Source organism: Pseudomonas sp. FSL R10-2189, assembly GCF_009600325.1.
GTDB lineage: Bacteria > Pseudomonadota > Gammaproteobacteria > Pseudomonadales > Pseudomonadaceae > Aquipseudomonas > Aquipseudomonas helleri.
In genome coordinates, this window is record NZ_WIVZ01000037.1 from 25,967 (window position 1) to 45,370 (window position 19,404).

At 57.8% G+C, this 19,404-nt stretch carries 16 protein-coding genes; 5 read left to right on the plus strand and 11 right to left on the minus strand.

What is annotated here, in order from left to right:
* Positions 1-3 precede the first annotated feature (3 nt).
* A complete protein-coding gene (locus tag GHO32_RS21555; protein ID WP_153338304.1) occupies positions 4-3,159 on the plus strand; it encodes an efflux RND transporter permease subunit in 3,156 nt (1,051 codons plus the stop codon).
* The gene (locus GHO32_RS21560) at positions 3,156-4,607 is read left to right on the plus strand and encodes an AdeC/AdeK/OprM family multidrug efflux complex outer membrane factor (protein WP_153335693.1); all 1,452 of its coding nucleotides are present in this window, start codon (positions 3,156-3,158) and stop codon (positions 4,605-4,607) included. Before GHO32_RS21555 ends, GHO32_RS21560 begins: the two co-directional genes overlap by 4 nt.
* Before the next feature lie 58 nt (positions 4,608-4,665).
* On the opposite strand, the gene pcaC is transcribed toward GHO32_RS21560, so the two are convergent.
* The 8 genes from pcaC to pcaR form a co-directional block, all read right to left on the minus strand.
* Positions 4,666-5,058 (minus strand): 4-carboxymuconolactone decarboxylase, encoded by a 393-nt coding sequence (gene pcaC, locus GHO32_RS21565; RefSeq protein ID WP_368668494.1) that lies wholly within the window; start codon positions 5,056-5,058, stop codon positions 4,666-4,668.
* A gap of 19 nt (positions 5,059-5,077) precedes the next feature.
* Complete coding sequence (pcaD, locus tag GHO32_RS21570) at positions 5,078-5,869, minus strand: 3-oxoadipate enol-lactonase (RefSeq protein WP_368668495.1); 792 nt, start codon at positions 5,867-5,869, stop codon at positions 5,078-5,080.
* A 13-nt stretch (positions 5,870-5,882) separates the two neighbouring features.
* Positions 5,883-7,235 (minus strand): 3-carboxy-cis,cis-muconate cycloisomerase, encoded by a 1,353-nt coding sequence (locus GHO32_RS21575; protein ID WP_153335695.1) that lies wholly within the window; start codon positions 7,233-7,235, stop codon positions 5,883-5,885.
* Positions 7,236-7,283: 48 nt separating this feature from the next.
* A complete protein-coding gene (locus tag GHO32_RS21580) occupies positions 7,284-8,576 on the minus strand; it encodes an MFS family transporter (RefSeq protein ID WP_153335696.1) in 1,293 nt (430 codons plus the stop codon).
* Between the two features lie 114 nt (positions 8,577-8,690).
* A complete protein-coding gene (gene pcaF / locus GHO32_RS21585) occupies positions 8,691-9,896 on the minus strand; it encodes a 3-oxoadipyl-CoA thiolase (protein ID WP_368668496.1) in 1,206 nt (401 codons plus the stop codon).
* Positions 9,893-10,675, minus strand: coding sequence for a CoA-transferase subunit beta (locus GHO32_RS21590; RefSeq protein WP_368668498.1), 783 nt, complete (start codon positions 10,673-10,675; stop codon positions 9,893-9,895). Before GHO32_RS21590 ends, pcaF begins: the two co-directional genes overlap by 4 nt.
* The gene (locus tag GHO32_RS21595; protein WP_048369484.1) at positions 10,672-11,529 is read right to left on the minus strand and encodes a CoA transferase subunit A; all 858 of its coding nucleotides are present in this window, start codon (positions 11,527-11,529) and stop codon (positions 10,672-10,674) included. Before GHO32_RS21595 ends, GHO32_RS21590 begins: the two co-directional genes overlap by 4 nt.
* A gap of 196 nt (positions 11,530-11,725) precedes the next feature.
* On the minus strand, positions 11,726-12,568 hold the full coding sequence (gene pcaR / locus GHO32_RS21600) for a pca regulon transcriptional regulator PcaR (protein WP_048386546.1): 843 nt from the start codon (positions 12,566-12,568) through the stop codon (positions 11,726-11,728).
* Between the two features lie 798 nt (positions 12,569-13,366).
* Here pcaR and GHO32_RS21605 point away from each other — a divergent pair.
* Positions 13,367-13,567 carry a hypothetical protein gene (locus tag GHO32_RS21605; RefSeq protein ID WP_048369479.1) on the plus strand — a complete coding sequence of 67 codons (201 nt, stop codon included), beginning with the start codon at positions 13,367-13,369 and terminating at the stop codon, positions 13,565-13,567.
* 346 nt (positions 13,568-13,913) lie between these two features.
* A complete protein-coding gene (locus GHO32_RS21610; protein ID WP_123751938.1) occupies positions 13,914-15,386 on the plus strand; it encodes an inorganic phosphate transporter in 1,473 nt (490 codons plus the stop codon).
* A 132-nt stretch (positions 15,387-15,518) separates the two neighbouring features.
* Here GHO32_RS21610 and ccoM read toward each other — a convergent pair whose 3' ends face one another.
* The 3 genes from ccoM to GHO32_RS21615 all read right to left on the minus strand — a co-directional run bounded on the left by ccoM (position 15,519) and on the right by GHO32_RS21615 (position 16,345).
* Positions 15,519-15,632, minus strand: a complete 114-nt coding sequence (gene ccoM, locus GHO32_RS27085) for a cytochrome c oxidase subunit CcoM (protein ID WP_048386544.1) — start codon at positions 15,630-15,632, stop codon at positions 15,519-15,521.
* 143 nt (positions 15,633-15,775) lie between these two features.
* Complete coding sequence (locus GHO32_RS26515) at positions 15,776-15,937, minus strand: hypothetical protein (RefSeq protein WP_088500241.1); 162 nt, start codon at positions 15,935-15,937, stop codon at positions 15,776-15,778.
* Positions 15,938-16,033: 96 nt separating this feature from the next.
* Positions 16,034-16,345, minus strand: coding sequence for an aspartate-semialdehyde dehydrogenase (locus GHO32_RS21615; RefSeq protein WP_153336692.1), 312 nt, complete (start codon positions 16,343-16,345; stop codon positions 16,034-16,036).
* 155 nt (positions 16,346-16,500) lie between these two features.
* On the opposite strand from GHO32_RS21615, the gene rapA reads away from it, so the two are divergent.
* On the plus strand, positions 16,501-19,347 hold the full coding sequence (gene rapA / locus GHO32_RS21620; protein WP_153442992.1) for an RNA polymerase-associated protein RapA: 2,847 nt from the start codon (positions 16,501-16,503) through the stop codon (positions 19,345-19,347).
* Positions 19,348-19,404: the final 57 nt, after the last annotated feature.

A 19,404-nucleotide genomic window follows, 5' to 3' on the forward strand; every position in this document is an offset into this window, starting at 1 on the left:
ACCATGTCGAAATTTTTTATCGACCGTCCAATTTTCGCCTGGGTAATAGCCCTGGTGATCATGCTGGTCGGGGCTTTATCGATCCTCAAGCTGCCGATAAACCAGTACCCGAGCATCGCACCACCGGCCATCTCGATTTCCGTGACATATCCGGGTGCTTCGGCACAAACCGTACAGGACACCGTGGTTCAGGTGATCGAGCAGCAACTTAACGGTATTGACCACTTGCGTTACGTGTCATCGGAAAGTAACTCCGACGGCAGCATGACCATTACCGTAACGTTCGACCAGGGTACCAACCCTGACACCGCTCAGGTCCAGGTCCAGAACAAGCTGAACCTGGCCACCCCACTGCTGCCGCAAGAAGTGCAGCAGCAGGGTATCCGGGTTACCAAGGCAGTGAAAAACTTCCTGATGGTAGTCGGCGTGGTGTCCACCGACGGCAGCATGAACAAGGACGACTTGTCGAACTACATCGTCTCCAACATGCAAGACCCGCTGTCGCGGACGGCAGGTGTGGGTGACTTCCAGGTGTTCGGTGCTCAGTACGCCATGCGTATCTGGCTGGACCCGGCCAAGTTGAACAAGTACAACCTGACCCCGGTGGATGTTAAATCCGCGATCTCGGCGCAGAACGTACAGGTGTCTTCCGGTCAACTGGGTGGTCTGCCTGCGCTGAAAGGCCAGGAACTGAACGCAACGATCATTGGTAAAACCCGCCTGCAAACCGCAGACGAGTTTAAAAAGATCCTGCTGAAAGTGAACACCGACGGCTCTCAGGTTCGCCTGGGTGATGTCTCCGAAGTGGGCCTTGGCGGTGAGAACTACAGCATCAGCGCCCAGTACAACGGCAAGCCATCTTCCGGTATTGCAATCAAACTGGCGTCTGACGCTAACGCTCTGGACACAGCCAAAGCCGTTCGCAAAACCATTACTGACTTGGAACCCTTCTTCCCGCCAGGGATGGAAGTCGTATTCCCGTATGACACCACTCCGGTGATCTCGGCCTCTATCAAAGGGGTTGTTGAAACACTGGTAGAAGCAGTCGTGCTGGTGTTCCTGGTGATGTTCCTGTTCCTGCAAAACTTCCGCGCCACCATCATCACCACGATGACCGTACCGGTTGTATTGCTGGGTACCTTCGGGATCCTGGCCGCTGCAGGCTTCAGCATTAACACCCTGACCATGTTCGGTATGGTCCTGGCCATCGGCTTGCTGGTGGACGATGCCATCGTTGTGGTGGAAAACGTCGAGCGGGTAATGGCCGAGGAAGGCCTGCCGCCCAAAGAAGCTACCAAGAAGTCCATGGGCCAGATCCAGGGCGCTCTGGTGGGTATTGCCCTCGTACTGTCGGCGGTATTGCTGCCAATGGCGTTCTTCGGCGGCTCCACCGGTGTGATCTACCGTCAGTTCTCGATCACCATCGTATCGGCCATGGCCCTGTCGGTTGTGGTCGCCCTGGTGTTCACCCCGGCTCTGTGTGCCACGATGCTCAAACCGATCACCAAGGGTGATCACGGTCAGAACAAGCGTGGGTTCTTCGGCTGGTTCAACCGTACTTTTGACAGCGGCGTACGCGGCTACGAAAAAAGCGTAGGCAGCATTCTGCGCCACAAAGCACCGTACCTGCTGGCCTATGTCCTGATCGTTGTGGGCATGGTGTTCCTGTTCACCCGCATTCCTAGCTCCTTCCTGCCGGAAGAAGACCAGGGTGTACTCTTTGCTCAGGTTCAAACCCCACCGGGTACCTCGGCCGAGCGAACTCAGGAAGTCATCGACCGGATGCGTGAATACCTGCTCACCGACGAAACATCGGCGGTGTCCTCGGTGTTTACCGTTAACGGCTTCAACTTCGCAGGTCGTGGTCAAAGCTCGGGCCTGGCATTCATCATGCTCAAGCCTTGGGGCGAGCGTGATGCCGATAACAGCGTGTTTGCACTGGCAGCACGTGCCCAGCAGCACTTCTTCACTTTCCGCGATGCGATGGTGTTTGCGTTTGCTCCGCCAGCGGTCATGGAGTTGGGTAACGCCACCGGTTTTGACTTTTTCCTTCAAGACCAGGCAGGCATTGGCCACGAGAAATTGCTGGAAGCGCGTAACCAGTTCCTCGGTATGGCTTCGCAAAGCAAAATCCTCGCGGGCGTACGTCCAAACGGCTTGAACGACGAACCTCAGTACAAACTGATCATCGACGATGAAGCCGCACAAGCGCTGGGCGTAAGTCTGTCGGACCTCAACAACACGCTGTCCATCGCGCTGGGTGCCAGCTACGTCAACGACTTCATCGACCACGGCCGGGTAAAAAAGGTGTTCCTGCAAGGTACCGCCTCTTCCCGCATGAGCCCGGAAGACCTGAAGAAGTGGTATGTGCGTAACGACCAGGGAACCATGGTGCCGTTCTCGGCCTTTGCCAAGGGCGAGTGGATTTACGGCTCACCCAAACTGTCGCGTTATAACGGCGTAGAAGCCATGGAGATTCTGGGTACACCTGCTCCGGGCTACAGCAGTGGTGAGGCCATGGCAGAAGTTGAAGCCATCGCCAAGAAACTCCCTAAAGGTGTCGGTATTTCCTGGACCGGTCTGTCTTACGAGGAACGTTTGTCAGGTTCGCAAGCCCCTGCCTTGTACGCGATTTCCTTGCTGATGGTCTTCCTGTGTCTTGCCGCATTGTATGAAAGCTGGTCGATTCCGATCGCGGTCATGCTCGTTGTACCGCTGGGGATTATTGGTGCGCTGCTGGCTACCAGCCTGCGTGGCCTGTCCAACGACGTGTACTTCCAGGTAGGTCTGTTGACGACCATCGGTCTGGCAGCGAAAAACGCCATTCTGATCGTCGAGTTTGCCAAGGAACTGCATGAACAAGGGCGTAGTCTGTTCGATGCCGCGATTGAAGCGTGCCGGATGCGTCTGCGACCGATCATCATGACGTCCCTGGCGTTCATTCTCGGTGTTGTGCCGCTGGCCATCTCCCACGGCGCAGGCTCGGGCAGCCAGCACGCCATCGGTACAGGTGTAATCGGCGGGATGCTGAGTGCGACCCTGCTGGCTATTTTCTGGGTGCCGCTGTTCTTTGTTGCCGTCTCCTCGATTGGCAATAAAAAAGACACTGAGCAAAAAGAAGAACTGACTAACACTCCAAACAAAGAGGCTGGCCAATGAGCAAGTCGCTTCTCGCAGTAGCGGTTGCAGCGTTTACGCTGAGTGGCTGCTCGCTGATACCGGACTACCAGCGCCCCGAAGCGCCGATAGCCGCGCAATACCCGCAGGGCCCGGCCTACTCGCCGAATGAGGCGCCAAACCAGGCCGCTGCAGAACAAGGCTGGCGTCAGTTTTTCCATGACCCAGCCCTGCAACAGCTGATCCAGACAGCACTGGTCAACAACCGCGACCTTCGGGTCGCGGCGCTGAACATCGACGCCTATGCCGCGCAGTACCGTATCCAGCGTGCGGACCTGTTCCCGGCGGTGACCGCAGATGCCAGCGGCAGCCGTCAACGCACCCCGGCGCGCATGTCGCAAACCGGCAAGGCGGGCATTACCAGCCAATACTCCGCGACCCTTGGGGTCAGTGCGTATGAGCTGGACTTGTTCGGACGTATCCGCAGCCTGAGCGATCAGGCTCTGGAAAACTACTTCGCCACCGAAGAAGCCCGCCGTTCCACCCAGATCAGTCTGGTGGCCAACGTTGCGACTGCTTACCTGACCTGGCAAGCGGACAAAGAGCTGCTCAAGCTGACTGAAGACACCCTCAAGGCGTTCGATGAAAGCTACAAGCTGACTCTGCGCAGCAATGAAGTGGGTGTGGCTTCGGCCCTGGAACTCAGTCAGTCGCGCACGTCAGTGGAAAACGCCAAAGTTCAATTGGCCAAGTACACCCGTCAGGTTGCCCAGGATGAAAACAGCCTGGCCCTGCTGCTCGGCACTACCGTCCCGGACAATCTGCCGCCAGCCAAACCGCTGTCGGCTGATTTGCTGACCCAAATGCCAGCGGGCTTGCCGTCTGACTTGCTGCAACGTCGTCCGGACATCCTTCAGGCCGAGCACCAGTTGTTGGCGGCCAACGCCAACATTGGTGCCGCACGCGCCGCGTTCTTCCCGAGCATCAGCCTCACCGCCAATGCCGGGACCTTGAGCCCAGACCTTTCGGGTCTGTTCAAGGGCGGTTCGGGCACCTGGCTGTTCTCGCCACAGATCAACCTGCCGATCTTCAACGCTGGCGCTCTGCGCGCGAGCCTGGACTACTCGAAAATCCAAAAGGAAATCACCGTCTCGCAATACGAGAAGGCGATTCAGACGGCATTCCAGGAAGTCTCTGACGGCCTGGCAGCACGTCAAACCTACAACCAGCAATTGCAGGCGCAAGCCGATTTCGTTAACGCCAACCAGGACTACTACCGTCTGGCAGAGCGTCGTTATCGGATTGGTGTCGACAGCAACCTGACGTTCCTTGATGCACAGCGCTCGTTGTTCAGCGCGCAACAGGCGTTGATCACCGATCGTCTGTCGCAGTTGACCAGCGAAGTCACTCTGTACAAGGCGCTGGGCGGTGGCTGGTACGAGCAGACCGGGCAAAACCGGCCTGTATCGGACAAGCCGCCAAAAGCTTGATAGCGACCCGATAAAACAAAAAACCCGCCACTTGGCGGGTTTTTTGTTGGTCATATGACTATTCCCGGGACTCCACGCCCAACTCGTCCCATACCGACTCCGCCAAATGGAAGGTCGCGTTGGCTGCCGGAATGCCGCAGTAGATCGCGCTCTGCATGATCACTTCTTTGATCTCTGCGCGGGTAACGCCATTGTTGGCAGCGGCACGCAGGTGCAGTTTGAGTTCTTCGCTGCGGTTCATGCCGATCAGCATCCCAATGGTAATCAGGCTACGGGTATGACGTGGCAATCCAGGCCGCGTCCAGATATCACCCCATGCATGGCGGGTGATCATTTCCTGGAATTCGCTGTTGAACTCGGTCAGGGCGTTCAGGCTACGGTCGACGTGCGCATCGCCTAGCACGGCGCGGCGTACGCCCATGCCCTCTTCATAACGTTGTTTCTCGTCCACAAAACGCTCCTTAAACCGCTTATTGTGCTAACAAAAAGGCCAACACCCGCTGGCTGAACGCATCACCGGCCTGCACGTTGGACAAGTGCGCCGCGTAAAACTCTGCGTATTCGGCACCGGCCACGTGCTCCTGAATGAAATGGCTGCCCGAAGGCGGCGTCACGGCATCTTCGGTACCTGCAATGACCAGCGTCGGCACACGAATCGCACCGAGCTGATCACGAAAATCGGCATCGCGCACCGCCGCGCAGTTGGCGGCATAGCCCTGCGGCGAGGTGGCCGCCAGCATGTCAGTAATGCGTTTGGCTTGATTCGGGTGGGCTTGGGCGTAATCTGCGGTAAACCAGCGGGCAATCGAGGCATCACGCAACCCGGCCATCGCCGCTGCACCGTCACGCAGCACCATTTCAATTCGCGGGTTCCACACCGACGGCTCACCAATCTTGGCCGCAGTGTTGCACACCACCAGTGAATTCAGGCGTGAACCGGCATGTATGCCCAACCACTGGCCAATCAGGCCGCCCATCGACAAGCCGCAAAAATGCGCACGCTCAATATGCAGCGCATCGAGTAACGCCAGTACATCGCCGCCCAACTGCTCAATGCTGTACGGGCCTTCGGTCACCAGCGACTGGCCATGGCCACGGGTGTCGTATCGCAGTACCTGAAAATGCTCCGCGAACGCTGGAACTTGCGTCGCCCACATGCCCAGGTCCGTGCCCAATGAGTTGGACAACACCAACACCGGGGCGCCTTTCGGGCCATCGAGTTGGTAGTTGAGTTCACCTTCTGCCAGTTGTACACGCCCCACGGCCATCTCCTTTTTAGACTGCCAACGCAAAATGTTCAGCCCTTGCCCGCTCGACCCACGTCGTCGCTTGCCCCAGGTAATGAGCAGGATCGAGCAAGCGATCCAGTTCGGCTGACGATAACTGCGCGGTAATCTCGGGCTCATCGCCCAACACCGCACGCAGATGCCGATGCTCGGCCACGGCCCGCTTACAGCATTGCTCCAACAGGTGATGCGCGGTTTCGCGCCCCACTCGCTGCGCCAATTCAATACTCACGGCTTCGGCCAATACCAGGCCGTGGGTCAAATCGAGGTTTTGCGCCATGCGCTGGGCATCCACTTCCACCCCCTGGGCAATATTGAGGGCTTGAGCCAACGCGCCTGCCACCAAACAGCAAATCTGCGGGAGGGTTTCCCACTCGGCATGCCACAAGCCCAAACTGCGCTCGTGCTCTTGTGGCATGGCGCTGAACAAGGTGCTGAGCAGGCCAGGAACCCGCGTCGCCGCGCTGATCAATACGGCAGAACCCACCGGATTGCGCTTGTGCGGCATGGTCGAAGACCCGCCCTTGCCCGGCGCTGAAGGCTCGAAAACTTCCGCCGCCTCGGTCTGCATAAGCAAACTGATGTCGCGGCCCATCTTGCCTAGGCTACCTGCCACCAACCCGAGCACCGCCCCAAACTCCACCAGACGGTCACGCTGGGTGTGCCAGGGCTGGTCGGGCAACGCGAGCTTCAACTCGGCGGCCAACGCGTGCGCCACGGGTAACGCTTGCTCACCCAGCGCGGCTAAAGTGCCCGAAGCGCCGCCAAACTGCAGGCTCAGCAAACGCGGTTTTAACGCTTGAAGCCGCTGACGGCTGCGCGTGACGGCGCCCAGCCAACCGGCGATTTTCATCCCCAAGGTCACAGGCGTTGCTTGCTGCAACCAGGTGCGACCCGCCAAAGGCGTGGTGGCATAGCGCTGGGCCTGTTGCGCGAGGACTTCGCCCAACTGCTGCAAATCCTGCTCGATCAGTTCCAGGGCGGCGCGCAGTTGCAAGACCAGCCCGCTGTCCATCACGTCCTGGCTGGTGGCGCCCAAGTGCACATAACGCTCGGCCTCGGGGCTGACGCTGGCAATCTGCTTGCCGAGCGCTTTCACCAACGGGATGGCCGAGTTGCCAGCGCTGGCGATGGCCAGCCCCAAGGCTTCAAAGTCGTAGAGTTCGGCGCGGCAAGCAGCTTCAATCGGTGCAACTGCTGACGACGGAATCAGCCCAGTGCTGGCTTGAGCCCGAGCCAGGGCGGCCTCGAAGTCGAGCATGGCTTGAACCCGGCCATGATCACAAAACACCGCGCCCATGGCCTTGCCCGTGAAATAGGCGTCGAACAGTTGGTTACTCATAAACCTTCCTTTGCAGGCGCGCGCCGCACACCGGCGCGCGCAAACTCATCACAAATCGTGATGCAGGTATTTGGGCTGCTTCGGCAAACGGAAACTAAACAGGAAGGCGATGGCCATCATGACCGTCACGTACCAGTAAAAGGTGTTTTCCATGCCCATGGACTTCAGGCCCAAGGCCACATATTCCGCCGAACCGCCAAACACTGCGTTAGCCACAGCGTAGGCCAGGCCCACACCCAACGCCCGCACCTGTGGCGGGAACATCTCGGCCTTAACCAAACCGCTGATCGAGGTGTAGAAGCTGACAATCGCCAGCGCCAGAGTGATCAACACAAAGGCCAAAAACGGGCTGGTAATGGTTTTCAGGCTGAGCAAAATCGGTACGGTGCACAACGTGCCCAAGGCGCCAAACCAGAGCATCGAGTTTCGACGGCCGATTTTGTCCGCAAGCATGCCGAACAACGGCTGCATGCACATATAAAGGAAGAGCGCGCCGGTCATGATGTAACTGGCGGTTTTGGCGTGCATTCCGGCGGTGTTCACCAGGTATTTCTGCATGTACGTGGTAAAGGTGTAGAAAATCAGCGAGCCGCCAGCGGTGTAGCCGAGCACGGTGATAAACGCCGCTTTGTGGTCACGAAACAGCGCCGCGATGCTACCGGCGTCCTTGTCTTCACGGGATTCAGCGCTGGTGGTTTCTTTCAGGGAGCGACGCAGCAACAACGAAATCACCGCCGCGATGGCGCCAATCACAAACGGGATGCGCCAGCCCCATGCGCGCAGCTCTTCTTCTGACAGGATCTGCTGAAGAATTACCACCACCAGCACTGCCAGCAATTGACCGCCGATCAAGGTGACGTATTGGAACGAGGCAAAGAAACCACGCTGTCCCTTGAGGGCAACCTCACTCATGTAAGTGGCCGTGGTGCCATATTCACCACCCACCGACAGGCCTTGAAACAGCCGCGCAAGCAACAGTAATGCAGGTGCCCACGCACCAATCGAGGCGTAAGTCGGCAAAAAGGCGATGACCAATGAACCGGCGCACATCATCATCACCGCGATCATCATTGAGTTCTTGCGCCCGTGCTTGTCGGCCACCCGGCCAAACAGCCAGCCACCGATAGGACGCATCAAGAAGCCCGCCGCAAACACACCGGCCGTGTTCAGCAACTGCACCGTTGGGTCATCGGAAGGGAAAAAGGCAGGCGCAAAGTAGATTGCACAGAACGCGTAAACGTAAAAATCGAACCATTCGACCAAGTTGCCCGAGGAGGCACCGACGATCGCGAAGATCCGTTTTCTACGTTCTTCTCCTGTGTAGTGAGTGTCTGTTGTCATGATTTTAGACTCATCTGTTTAGTTATTTTCAGACATACCTTGCAACAAGTACCCCGCAACCACAATGCGCCAAACGATTGAGTCCTTAATCGTCTGGCGCACCGTGCGGGCAAATCAGACCCGTTCTATCGCCAGCGCCAAGCCTTGGCCAACCCCTACACACATAGTCGCCAGGCCTTTTTTACCGCCGGTTTTTTCCAGTTGGTGCAGGGCCGTCAGCACCAGCCGCGCACCGCTCATGCCCAGTGGATGGCCCAACGCGATGGCGCCGCCATTGGGGTTAACCTGCGGCGCATCATCCGCCAGCCCCAGCTCACGCAACACGGCCAAACCCTGGCTGGCGAAGGCTTCATTGAGCTCGATGACATCAAAGTCACTGACCGCCAGACCCAGGCGCTCGACCAGTTTGCGTACTGCAGGCACCGGGCCAATGCCCATCACCCGCGGCGCAACCCCGGCGCTGGCCATGCCCAGCACCCGTGCGCGGGCAGTCAGGCCATGACGTTTGACCGCATCAGCCGAGGCCAGAATCAACGCCGCAGCCCCATCGTTGACCCCCGAGGCATTGCCTGCGGTGACGGTTTTGTCCGGGCCGTTGACCGGCTTGAGTTTGCTCAGAGTGTCGAGGGTAGTGTCGGCACGCGGGTGTTCATCGCGCTCAACCACACTTTCGCCTTTTTTGTGGGCGATACGCACCGGCACAATCTCTTCAGCAAAATAGCCCGCCGCCTGTGCGGCCGCTGTGCGCTGCTGGCTGCGCAGGGCAAAGGCGTCCTGGTCGGCGCGAGAAATCTGGTAGTCATCGGCCACGTTGTCGGCGGTTTGCGGCATCGCATCGACACCGTATTGGGCTTTCATCAACGGGTTGATAAAACGCCAGCCAATGGTGGTGTCTTCCAGCTTCATGTTGCGCGAAAACGCGGCATCGGCCTTGCCCATCACAAACGGGGCCCGTGACATCGATTCAACGCCACCGGCAATCGCGAGTTCCATTTCACCGCTGGCAATGGCACGGAACGCCGTACCGATCGCGTCCATCCCCGAGGCACACAACCGATTGAGGGTGACGCCGGGGATGCTCTCCGGCAGCCCGGCCAGCAACGCGGCCATGCGCGCGACATTGCGGTTGTCTTCACCCGCCTGGTTGGCGCAGCCCAAAAACACTTCGTCGACTTCATCCCACTTGACCGTGGGGTTGCGTTCGATCAGCGCCTTGATCGGCGTTGCCGCCAGATCATCGGCACGAACGGCCGACAAGCCCCCACCAAAACGGCCAATCGGGGTACGAATGGCGTCACAGATAAACACTTCACGCATCACGCTTCTCCTGGTGCCTGACCGTGGGCCAGAGCCGTGCGCGCTTCCAAGTCACGCAAAGCGCTTAGCTCAATATCGGTTGGCTCGGCGGTGTGCTCAACCTTGTCAGCAAAGCGAATGGCCCAGCCCGTTGCCGCCACGACTTGCTCACGCGTCACGCCGGGGTGCAAGGCGGTGACCACGAATTCGTTGGTCTGCGCTTCAGGTTCCATGATGCACAGATCCGTGATGATCCCCACCGGCCCTGCGCCTGGCAGGCCCAAACGCTTGCGCGAGTCGCCGCCTTCGCCGTGACCGACCGAGGTAATGAAGTCCAGTTTGTCGACAAACGAACGGGCCGATTGCTTGAGGATGATCAGCACGCTTTTGGCCGAGCCCGCGATCTCGGGTGCGCCGCCCGCGCCCGGCAGGCGGACCTTTGGATGGTGATAGTCACCGACCACAGTTGTGTTGATGTTGCCGAAGCGGTCTACCTGAGCGGCACCCAAAAAGCCGACATCAACCCGACCACCTTGCAACCAGTAGCGGAAAATCTCGCTGGTGGAGACAACCGTGTCAGCCGTTTCGGCCAGCTCACCGTCGCCAATCGACAGCGGCAGCACATTGGGCTTGGCGCCAATCGGGCCAGACTCGTAAATCAGCACCACATCCGGCGACGAGGTCAGCCGCGCCAGGTTCGCAGCCTTAGAAGGCAAGCCAATGCCGACAAAACACACCGAGCCATTTTTCAAACGGCGGGCGGCGGCAACGGTCATCATTTCGTTGGTGGAGTAAGCCATTATTTTGCCTCCGAAGCGCGGGCCAGCTTGGCCTGGAACTCACTGAAATTGGCGGTGCCGTGGATGTATTCGTTTATCCATGCGGTAAAGGTTTCGCGGTCACGGGCAATTGGGTCCCAGGCCTGATAGAAACGGTTATCACGCTCGGTGTAACCATGTGCGTAGGAAGGATGCGCACCACCCGGTACGTGACACACGGCGCTCAAGGCCCAAGTTGGCAGAACGCAGGCGTTCATCGGTGCCTGCAAGTCATCGACAATCTCTTCAACCGTCACGATGCAGCGCTTGGCGGCCAAGGCGGCCTCTTTTTGCACGCCCAAAATGCCCCACAACAGCACGTTGCCTTTGCGGTCAGCCTTTTGCGCGTGGATCACCGTGACGTCAGGGCGCACCGAAGGCACCGCCGCCAGCACTTCACCGGTAAACGGGCAGGTAACGGTCTTGATCAGCGGGTTGACCTTGGGCAAGTCGGAACCGGCATAGGCGCGCAGTACCGCGAATGGCAAGCCCGAAGCGCCAGCCACATAGGCATTGGCCAGGTCGGCGTGGCTGTGTTCTTCGATTTCCAGCGGCTGCGGCCACTGTTTTTCGACGGCATCGCGCAGGCGGTGCAACGAACCGACACCAGGGTTGCCGCCCCAGGAAAAAATCAACTTTCGTGCACAGCCGGCGCCGATCAATTGGTCGTAGATCAAGTCAGGTGTCATACGAACCAACGTCAGGTCTTTCTTGCCCTGACGAATGATTTCATGACCTGCTGCGGTCGGAATCAAGTGAGTGAAACCTTCGAGGGCGACCGTATCACCGTCATTCACAAACTGTTTCACGGCGTCGTGTAACGAAATGATTTCTGCCATGAGGGGTAGCTCCCGTTTCTTGTTTGCCACTGAATAGAAAACGGTGCGTCGAGCGGCACCGGACTGTCAGCAGGTTAAGCCGCCCTCCCGGCTCAAACAATCCGATAATCGACGATGTGTTCGGTAATCGAACACATAGTTAGCCTGCTTGGAATTGACCAAAAAATCGGTGAGATTCGCGTGATAAACGGTGGGGTCAAGTGAACAGCTGCGCGCTCAGTTCGCGGCTTGAACTGAGCATGATCGGCAAAAAGCGCTGCTCCAACTCTGTGCGTGAGACGCGCCCGGCGTGGGTGCTGACGTTCAGGGCCGCCAGTACCTGGCCGGAAGCGTCGTACACCGGTACGGCAATCGAACGCAGCCCCTGCTCCAGTTCTTGATCGACAATGCACCAGCCCTGCTCGCGGACTTTCTGCAAGCATTCAAGCAACGCCTCGGGGGTGTGCAGGGTGCGACTGGTTTTGGCCTGAAACTCAGCATGGGCCAGGTATTCGTTGAGGGTCACATCATCAAGGGCTGCCAGCAAAATACGCCCCATCGACGTGCAATACGCAGGCAAACGACCGCCCACCGAAAGGTCGACGGAAATCAGCCGTTGGGTGGTGGCCGAACGGGCGATGTAGAGGATGTCGTCACCTTCGAGCGTCGCCATGTTGCAGGCTTCGTGCAGTTGCTCGCTCATGCGGTCCAGATACGGCTGGGCCGACACCGCCAGTGGTGTCGACGACAAATAGGCATGGCCGAGGGTCAGCACTTTGGGCAGCAAGGAATAGGTCCGGCCATCGGTGGTGGCATAGCCCAGTTTGATCAACGTATACAAGCAACGCCGTACAGCGGCGCGCGGGATCTCGGTTCGATGGCTGATCTGCGCAATCGTCAGGTGCCGTTTACGTTCCTGAAACGCCTGCACCACGGCCAGACCACGGGCCAGCGAGGCCATGAAGTCGGGGTCGCCGGTAAACGCCTGAATACGTTTGGCAGGTGACGCCACAATCGGTGGCGCCAGGCCAGTCACTGCATTGCGCAATTGCTCACTCATACCCTATCCCCCTGATGTCGCTTTTATTGTTATTACAGATCGGCCCCGGTAACAACAGACACACGGCAGATGCAATATTGGCCGATTATCGAACCGACGACCGATAATCGCAATATCCTCACCCTCCATCACGGATATGAATGTGACGTAGGCAACGCCTCATGATCCTGTGCGTTTAATAAAGTTCCATTGCCGTACTTTATAACTACAGATAACACCTGCGTCTGATTTCCATTAAGCTTTTTTTACCGGCTACACTGCGACAAACAGCCTCCCCCACTCATTGGAGTGCATTTTCCTTATATGCCCGGTCAATTAAGCTGACGGTAGCGCTCAACAACTTGACACTACATTTACCTTCACCCGTATTAATAGTTCTAAAAAATGCCAGAAGCTGTTCATTCCCTGAATTTTTGCAACAAAGTTTGCACTTGGAAGTTGACGGACCTAAAGCGCTTCGGCGATAGTAGACGCCTTACTCAAGCCTTTATGGCCCGCAAGTAATTGAATGCACAGAGTCAAGCATTCCCGCCTTTTGGATCCAACCCGCTCGTTGAACTCAATAGGCCGAAAGGCTTAACTTCCAAGTGCGACCTGAATTGTCCACCCTCTGGGGTGAGCACTTAAGTGCAGCAGCGCTCATGTGTTAATTAATGACGTTGCCGCGTGCACAGAGTGGTTGATTTAACCTTGACGTTGCTTATAGATATCCGTCTAAAGCTGACTCAAACGTCAGATGTATCAACCTCTCTGCCGAGTGGTTCACCAGGTTTAATCTTTACTTAATTAGGTAGCACTGTGACGAAAGACGAACTGCGCGCAGAACTTGAGCGTCAGGAACAACGTTACAAGGATGTTTACGGCGGCGAAGTCACCACTTATGCCGCAAAGCCGGAGCCCGAGCGCAAGCCTTGGCGCAAACGTGCAAGCCTGCTGGATCAGGCGTTTTCTCAAGAAATTCAAAAAATTGAGAAAGAACTCAAAGCTGAAGAGTCGTGAATCACCACGCCTGAAATCTGCGCAAAAAAGGCTACAACGCCTCATGCCGTTGGATTGACCGGAGGCAGACCTTTGCCCGACAAAAGGTCTGCCCAAGCCACCAAACTGTCTGATTACAGAAATTTCACACACTCAAATCAGACCGTCACGTAGGCACAGGCCCTCCCCTCTGAAACGCTTATAGCCTTTGTTATCAGCGGCTTGGAGCTGTTTTTTGGTCTCTGTAAATCGGGGTGTCCTACCGCTTTTTTCATTTATAGATGTTACCGGCGAGCACCAAGTGCATCGATTACCAAGGTTTTCTGGCATAATCCGGCCCCCTTTATGACCGTGTCAGAAAACCTTCATGATCGATCTACTAAGCGGATTGGATGCCTGGGTTCTTATCAGCCTCTTCTTCGCCCTAGCCTTTGTTCTCGCCTTCGAGTTCATTAACGGCTTTCATGACACCGCGAACGCGGTAGCGACTGTCATCTACACCAAAGCCATGCCGCCTCACCTGGCGGTGTTCTTCTCCGGTGTATTCAACTTTCTGGGCGTTCTGCTGGGCGGAGTCGGGGTGGCTTACGCCATCGTCCACTTGCTGCCGGTAGAGCTTCTGGTCAACGTGAATACCGGTCATGGCCTCGCCATGGTGTTCTCGCTGCTGGCTGCAGCCATTACCTGGAACTTGGGTACGTGGTACTTCGGGATTCCGGCCTCCAGTTCCCACACCCTGATCGGCTCGATCCTCGGTGTCGGCCTGGCCAACGCCCTGATCAACGGCATCCCGGTGAGCGAAGGCGTTAACTGGCAGAAGGCTATCGAGATTGGCGCTTCATTGGTGTTCTCGCCGCTGGCAGGCTTCATCATTGCCGGCCTCATGCTGGTGGGCCTGAAGTGGTGGCGTCCGAATTCCAAGATGCACAAGACGCCAGAAGAACGCCGCAAGCTGGATGATAAAAAGCATCCACCGTTCTGGAACCGTCTGGTTTTGGTGATTTCTGCCATGACCGTGAGCTTCGTTCACGGCTCTAACGACGGTCAAAAAGGTATTGGCCTGATCATGCTGGTACTGATCGGTATCGTGCCGAGCGCCTTCGTTCTGGACTTGAACAGCAGCACTTACCAGATCGAGCGAACGCGCGACGCGACGCTGCACCTGAGCCAGTTCTATCAGCGTAACCACGAGAGCCTGAACGAATATCTGGCACTGGGCAAAAGCGTTAAAAGCGACCTGCCGGGCAAGTTCAGTTGCAACCCGCAGCAAACCGAGCCGACCATTGCCGCTCTGCTGAGCTCACTCAAGGGCGTGACCGACTACCACTCCATGACCTCTGAGCAGCGCATCGAAATTCGTCGCTACCTGCTGTGCCTGGATGACACGGCGAAAAAAGTCAGCAAGCTGCCAGTGCTCGACGCCAGTGAAAAAGCGGATCTCGAAAAACTGCGTAAAGACCTGACCACTACCACTGAATACGCCCCGTTCTGGGTGATTCTGGCCGTTGCACTGGCCTTGGGCCTGGGCACCATGGTTGGCTGGAGACGCGTGGTTAAAACCATCGGCGAGAAGATCGGCAAGCAAGGCATGACCTATGCCCAAGGCATGGCCGCTCAGATCACCACCACCATCGCGATTGGCCTGGCTAACGTCTTCGCCCTTCCGGTGTCGACCACACATATCCTGTCTTCAGGCGTGGCGGGTACCATGGTTGCCAACAAAAGCGGCCTCCAAGGCAACACCATCAAGACCATCCTGATGGCTTGGGTGCTGACCCTACCAGCCACTGTCGGGCTGTCTGCAGCACTGTTCTGGTTGGCGTCCATCGCCCTCAACTGATCCAGCGCCTGACAAAAAAAGGTACGTCCCTCACGGGGCGTACCTTTTTTTTGCGTTTGTTACAGGCAAAAAAATAGGCGACCGAAGTCGCCCAAAATGCCTTGCGTGCTCGTGTACCAGAAAGACCCGGCGCTACTTATTGCGCTTCTGGGAGTCTTTCCAGATAAAAAAACCCAGACCTGCGAAGAACAACACCATGAGACCGACCGTCACTACCCCTGCGATAACCACATTGTCGAGAAACATGACGGCCTCCTGCTCGTGTCTGTTTGTGTTGGAGCTAGATTAACCACACAAGCAGGCGCATACCTTGACCGGGATCAATAGTGGTCGCGGCACGGCGGGGACGTGGAAGAAAAGTTGATGCAGATCAGCAAAAAAGCCGTAGATCAGCGCTTTTTAGGTTTCTTTTTCGGCTTTTTCTTGGCATTTGCCAATGGCATTGCTTGCTCGAATGCCTGGCGCACTTCGTTCAGACGCTTCTCTTTAAGGTCATGCACACGCTTGGCACGTTCTGCACCCAGGTCAACCAGATTGCTGTCTTGGCTCATAAAAATCAGGTCACTGTCAGAGGCTGTTGGCTAAAAGGGTTCAAGGGACAGCGCAATAATGCGTTGAGGCCGGACAACAGGCCAGAAAAAATCCAGTCATACCTCGATATCAATCCATAAACCCTGACGCTGTGTTCCATCGACCACGGTATCAGGGCCGGGCTGATCCGCCTGGACTTCATCGGACAGCGGCGGCTGCCCCTCCTGTTGGCGTTTGTGTTGCTGACGCTGCTGCTCTTCGCGCAGTAACAACGCTGCCTGATCAGCATCATGGTGCTTGAGGTTGACCGTACTGTCCCCAGAGCTGGCCTGGGCAGGCACCACCGCGGGGATTTCAGGGCGCGGGCGTACCGGGTCTTGTTGTGACGTCACGGGGACAACGCTCAGCGGTAGAATCGGCGGCAGCATGATCGTGTGCTCCTGTTCTGCGTCCGGCTGAAAACCACTCATCGAAAAGCACCCTTGGCTTCTTTTGAGTAGAGCAGCTTTTTGTCAGAGTCCTTTGGACTGAGGACTCTGCTGCGTTAATATACTCGGCTTTTTCAAAGCGGGAGTCAGGCAGCATGGCGCAGCAGTATCAACCGGGGCAACGCTGGATTAGTGACAGCGAAGCTGAGCTAGGCTTAGGCACCGTTCTGGCACAGGACGGTCGCTTGCTGACCGTGCTCTATCCGGCCACTGGCGAAACCCGCCAATATTCGCTGCGTAACGCCCCACTGACGCGCGTGCGTTTCTCGCCGGGCGACACCATCATCCACTTTGAAGGCTGGAAGATGACCGTCCGCGAAGTCGATGACTCCAGCGGTCTGATGGTTTATCACGGTTTCAACGAACAAAACGAGCTGGTGACCCTGCCAGAGACGCAACTGTCGAACTTTATCCAGTTCCGTCTGGCCAGCGACCGTCTGTTCGCCGGGCAAATCGACCCGCTGTCGTGGTTTTCACTGCGTTACCACACCCTTGAACACACTAGCCGTCAGTTGCAATCGCCGCTGTGGGGCCTGGGTGGCGTGCGTGCGCAACCCATCGCTCACCAACTGCACATTGCCCGTGAAGTGGCCGACCGTATCGCGCCACGCGTACTGCTGGCTGACGAAGTGGGCCTGGGTAAAACCATCGAAGCGGGCCTGGTGATTCATCGCCAACTGCTCAGTGGCCGCGCCAGCCGTGTGCTGATCGTGGTCCCGGAAAACCTGCAACACCAATGGCTGGTCGAAATGCGTCGCCGCTTCAACCTTGAAGTCGCGCTGTTTGACGAAGAACGCTTCATTGAAAGCGATGCCGGCAACCCGTTTGAAGACTGCCAGTTGGCCTTGGTGGCCCTGGAATGGCTGGTTGACGACCCTAAAGCGCAAGCAGCCCTGTTCGACGCAGACTGGGACCTGCTGGTGGTCGACGAAGCTCACCACCTGGTGTGGCACGAAGATCAAGTCAGCCCGGAATACGGTCTGGTCGAGCAACTGGCCGGCGTAATCCCTGGCGTACTGCTGTTGACGGCGACCCCGGAACAACTGGGCCAGGACAGCCACTTTGCACGTTTGCGCCTGCTCGATCCCAACCGTTTCCACGACCTGGCTGCCTTCCGCGCCGAGAGTGAGAACTATCGCCCGGTCGCCCAAGCGGTACAGGAACTGCTGGATAAAGGCCGCCTGTCCCCTGAAGCGCACACCACCATCCATAACTTCCTGGGTGCTGAAGGCGACTCGCTGCTCGCCGCAGTCAACGAAGGCGATACCGAAGCCAGCGCGCGCCTGGTCCGCGAACTGCTCGACCGTCATGGCACTGGCCGCGTTTTGTTCCGTAACACCCGCGCCGCGATCCAAGGTTTCCCGGAGCGCAAACTGCATGCTTACCCGCTGCCATGCCCGGACGAATACCTCGAGCTGCCCATCGGTGATCACGCCGAGCTGTACCCGGAAGTCAGCTTCCAGGCCCAGCCGGACGCCAGCGATGAAGAGCGCTGGTGGCGCTTTGACCCACGCGTTGAGTGGCTCACCGACACCCTTAAAATGCTCAAGCGCACCAAAGTGCTGGTGATCTGTGCCCACGCCGAAACCGCCATGGATCTGGAAGACGCCCTGCGCGTTCGCTCCGGCATTCCTGCCACGGTCTTCCACGAAGGCATGAACATTCTTGAGCGTGACCGCGCAGCTGCTTATTTCGCTGATGAAGAGTTCGGTGCACAAGTGCTGATCTGTTCGGAAATCGGCAGTGAAGGTCGCAACTTCCAGTTCGCCCATCACCTGGTGCTGTTCGACCTGCCGTCCCACCCGGACCTGTTGGAACAGCGTATCGGCCGTCTGGACCGTATCGGCCAGAAGCACATCATTGAACTGCACGTGCCGTACCTGGAAACCAGCCCGCAAGAGCGCCTGTTCCAGTGGTACCACGAGGCCCTGAACGCGTTCCTCAACGCGTGCCCGACCGGCAACGCCCTGCAACACCAGTTCGGCCCACGCCTGCTGCCGTTGCTTGAAGAAACCGACGACACCCCGTGGCAAGCGCTGATCAACGAAGCCCGCAGCGAGCGCGAGCGTCTGGAGCAAGAACTGCACACCGGTCGTGACCGCCTGCTGGAGCTCAACTCCGGTGGCGCAGGTGAAGGCGAAGCCCTGGTAGAAGCGATTCTTGAGCAGGACGATCAGTTCACCCTGCCGATCTACATGGAAACCCTGTTCAACGCGTTCGGCATCGACAGTGAAGACCATTCCGAAAACGCCCTGATTCTCAAGCCGAGCGAGAAAATGCTCGACGCCAGCTTCCCGCTGGGTGACGACGAAGGCGTGACCATCACCTACGACCGCAACCAGGCGCTGTCGCGTGAAGACATGCAGTTCATCACCTGGGAACACCCGATGGTGCAGGGCGGCATGGACTTGGTGCTCTCGGGCTCGATGGGCAATACCGCCGTGGCACTGATCAAAAACAAGGCGCTCAAGCCCGGGACCGTTCTGCTCGAACTGATTTACGTCAGTGAAGCCGTTGCCCCGCGCTCCCTGCAACTGGGCCGCTACCTGCCGCCGGCTGCGCTGCGCTGCCTGCTCGATGCCAACGGCAACGATCTATCTTCGCGCGTGGCCTTCGACACCCTGAATGAACAACTGGAAAGCGTGCCCCGTGCCAGCGCCAACAAGTTCATCCAGGCGCAGCGCGATAACCTGACGCCGAAAATCAATGCCGGCGAAGCCAAGGTTGCGCCACGTCATGCTGAACGTGTGGCCGAAGCGCAACGCCGTCTGGCAGCCGACACGGAAGAAGAACTGGCGCGCCTGACTGCACTGCAAGCGGTCAACCCGACCGTTCGTGACAGCGAGTTGGTTGCCTTGCGCAAACAACGTGAACAAGGGTTGGCCATGCTTGAAAAAGCCGCGCTGCGCCTAGAAGCGATTCGCGTACTGGTCGCCGGCTAACCCGGCTCTCTGTAGGAGCGAGCTTGCCTCGCGATCTTTTGATCCTTAAAAGATCGC

Coding starts and splice junctions, on each gene's coding strand:
- GHO32_RS21555 (WP_153338304.1), top strand. CDS start 4: ATGTCGAAATTTTTTATCGACCGTCCAATTTTCGCCTGGGTAATAGCC.
- GHO32_RS21560 (WP_153335693.1), top strand. CDS start 3,156: ATGAGCAAGTCGCTTCTCGCAGTAGCGGTTGCAGCGTTTACGCTGAGT.
- GHO32_RS21575 (WP_153335695.1), bottom strand. CDS start 7,235: ATGAGTAACCAACTGTTCGACGCCTATTTCACGGGCAAGGCCATGGGC.
- GHO32_RS21580 (WP_153335696.1), bottom strand. CDS start 8,576: ATGACAACAGACACTCACTACACAGGAGAAGAACGTAGAAAACGGATC.
- GHO32_RS21595 (WP_048369484.1), bottom strand. CDS start 11,529: ATGGCAGAAATCATTTCGTTACACGACGCCGTGAAACAGTTTGTGAAT.
- pcaR (WP_048386546.1), bottom strand. CDS start 12,568: ATGAGTGAGCAATTGCGCAATGCAGTGACTGGCCTGGCGCCACCGATT.
- GHO32_RS21610 (WP_123751938.1), top strand. CDS start 13,914: ATGATCGATCTACTAAGCGGATTGGATGCCTGGGTTCTTATCAGCCTC.
- ccoM (WP_048386544.1), bottom strand. CDS start 15,632: ATGTTTCTCGACAATGTGGTTATCGCAGGGGTAGTGACGGTCGGTCTC.
- GHO32_RS26515 (WP_088500241.1), bottom strand. CDS start 15,937: ATGAGCCAAGACAGCAATCTGGTTGACCTGGGTGCAGAACGTGCCAAG.
- GHO32_RS21615 (WP_153336692.1), bottom strand. CDS start 16,345: ATGCTGCCGCCGATTCTACCGCTGAGCGTTGTCCCCGTGACGTCACAA.
- rapA (WP_153442992.1), top strand. CDS start 16,501: ATGGCGCAGCAGTATCAACCGGGGCAACGCTGGATTAGTGACAGCGAA.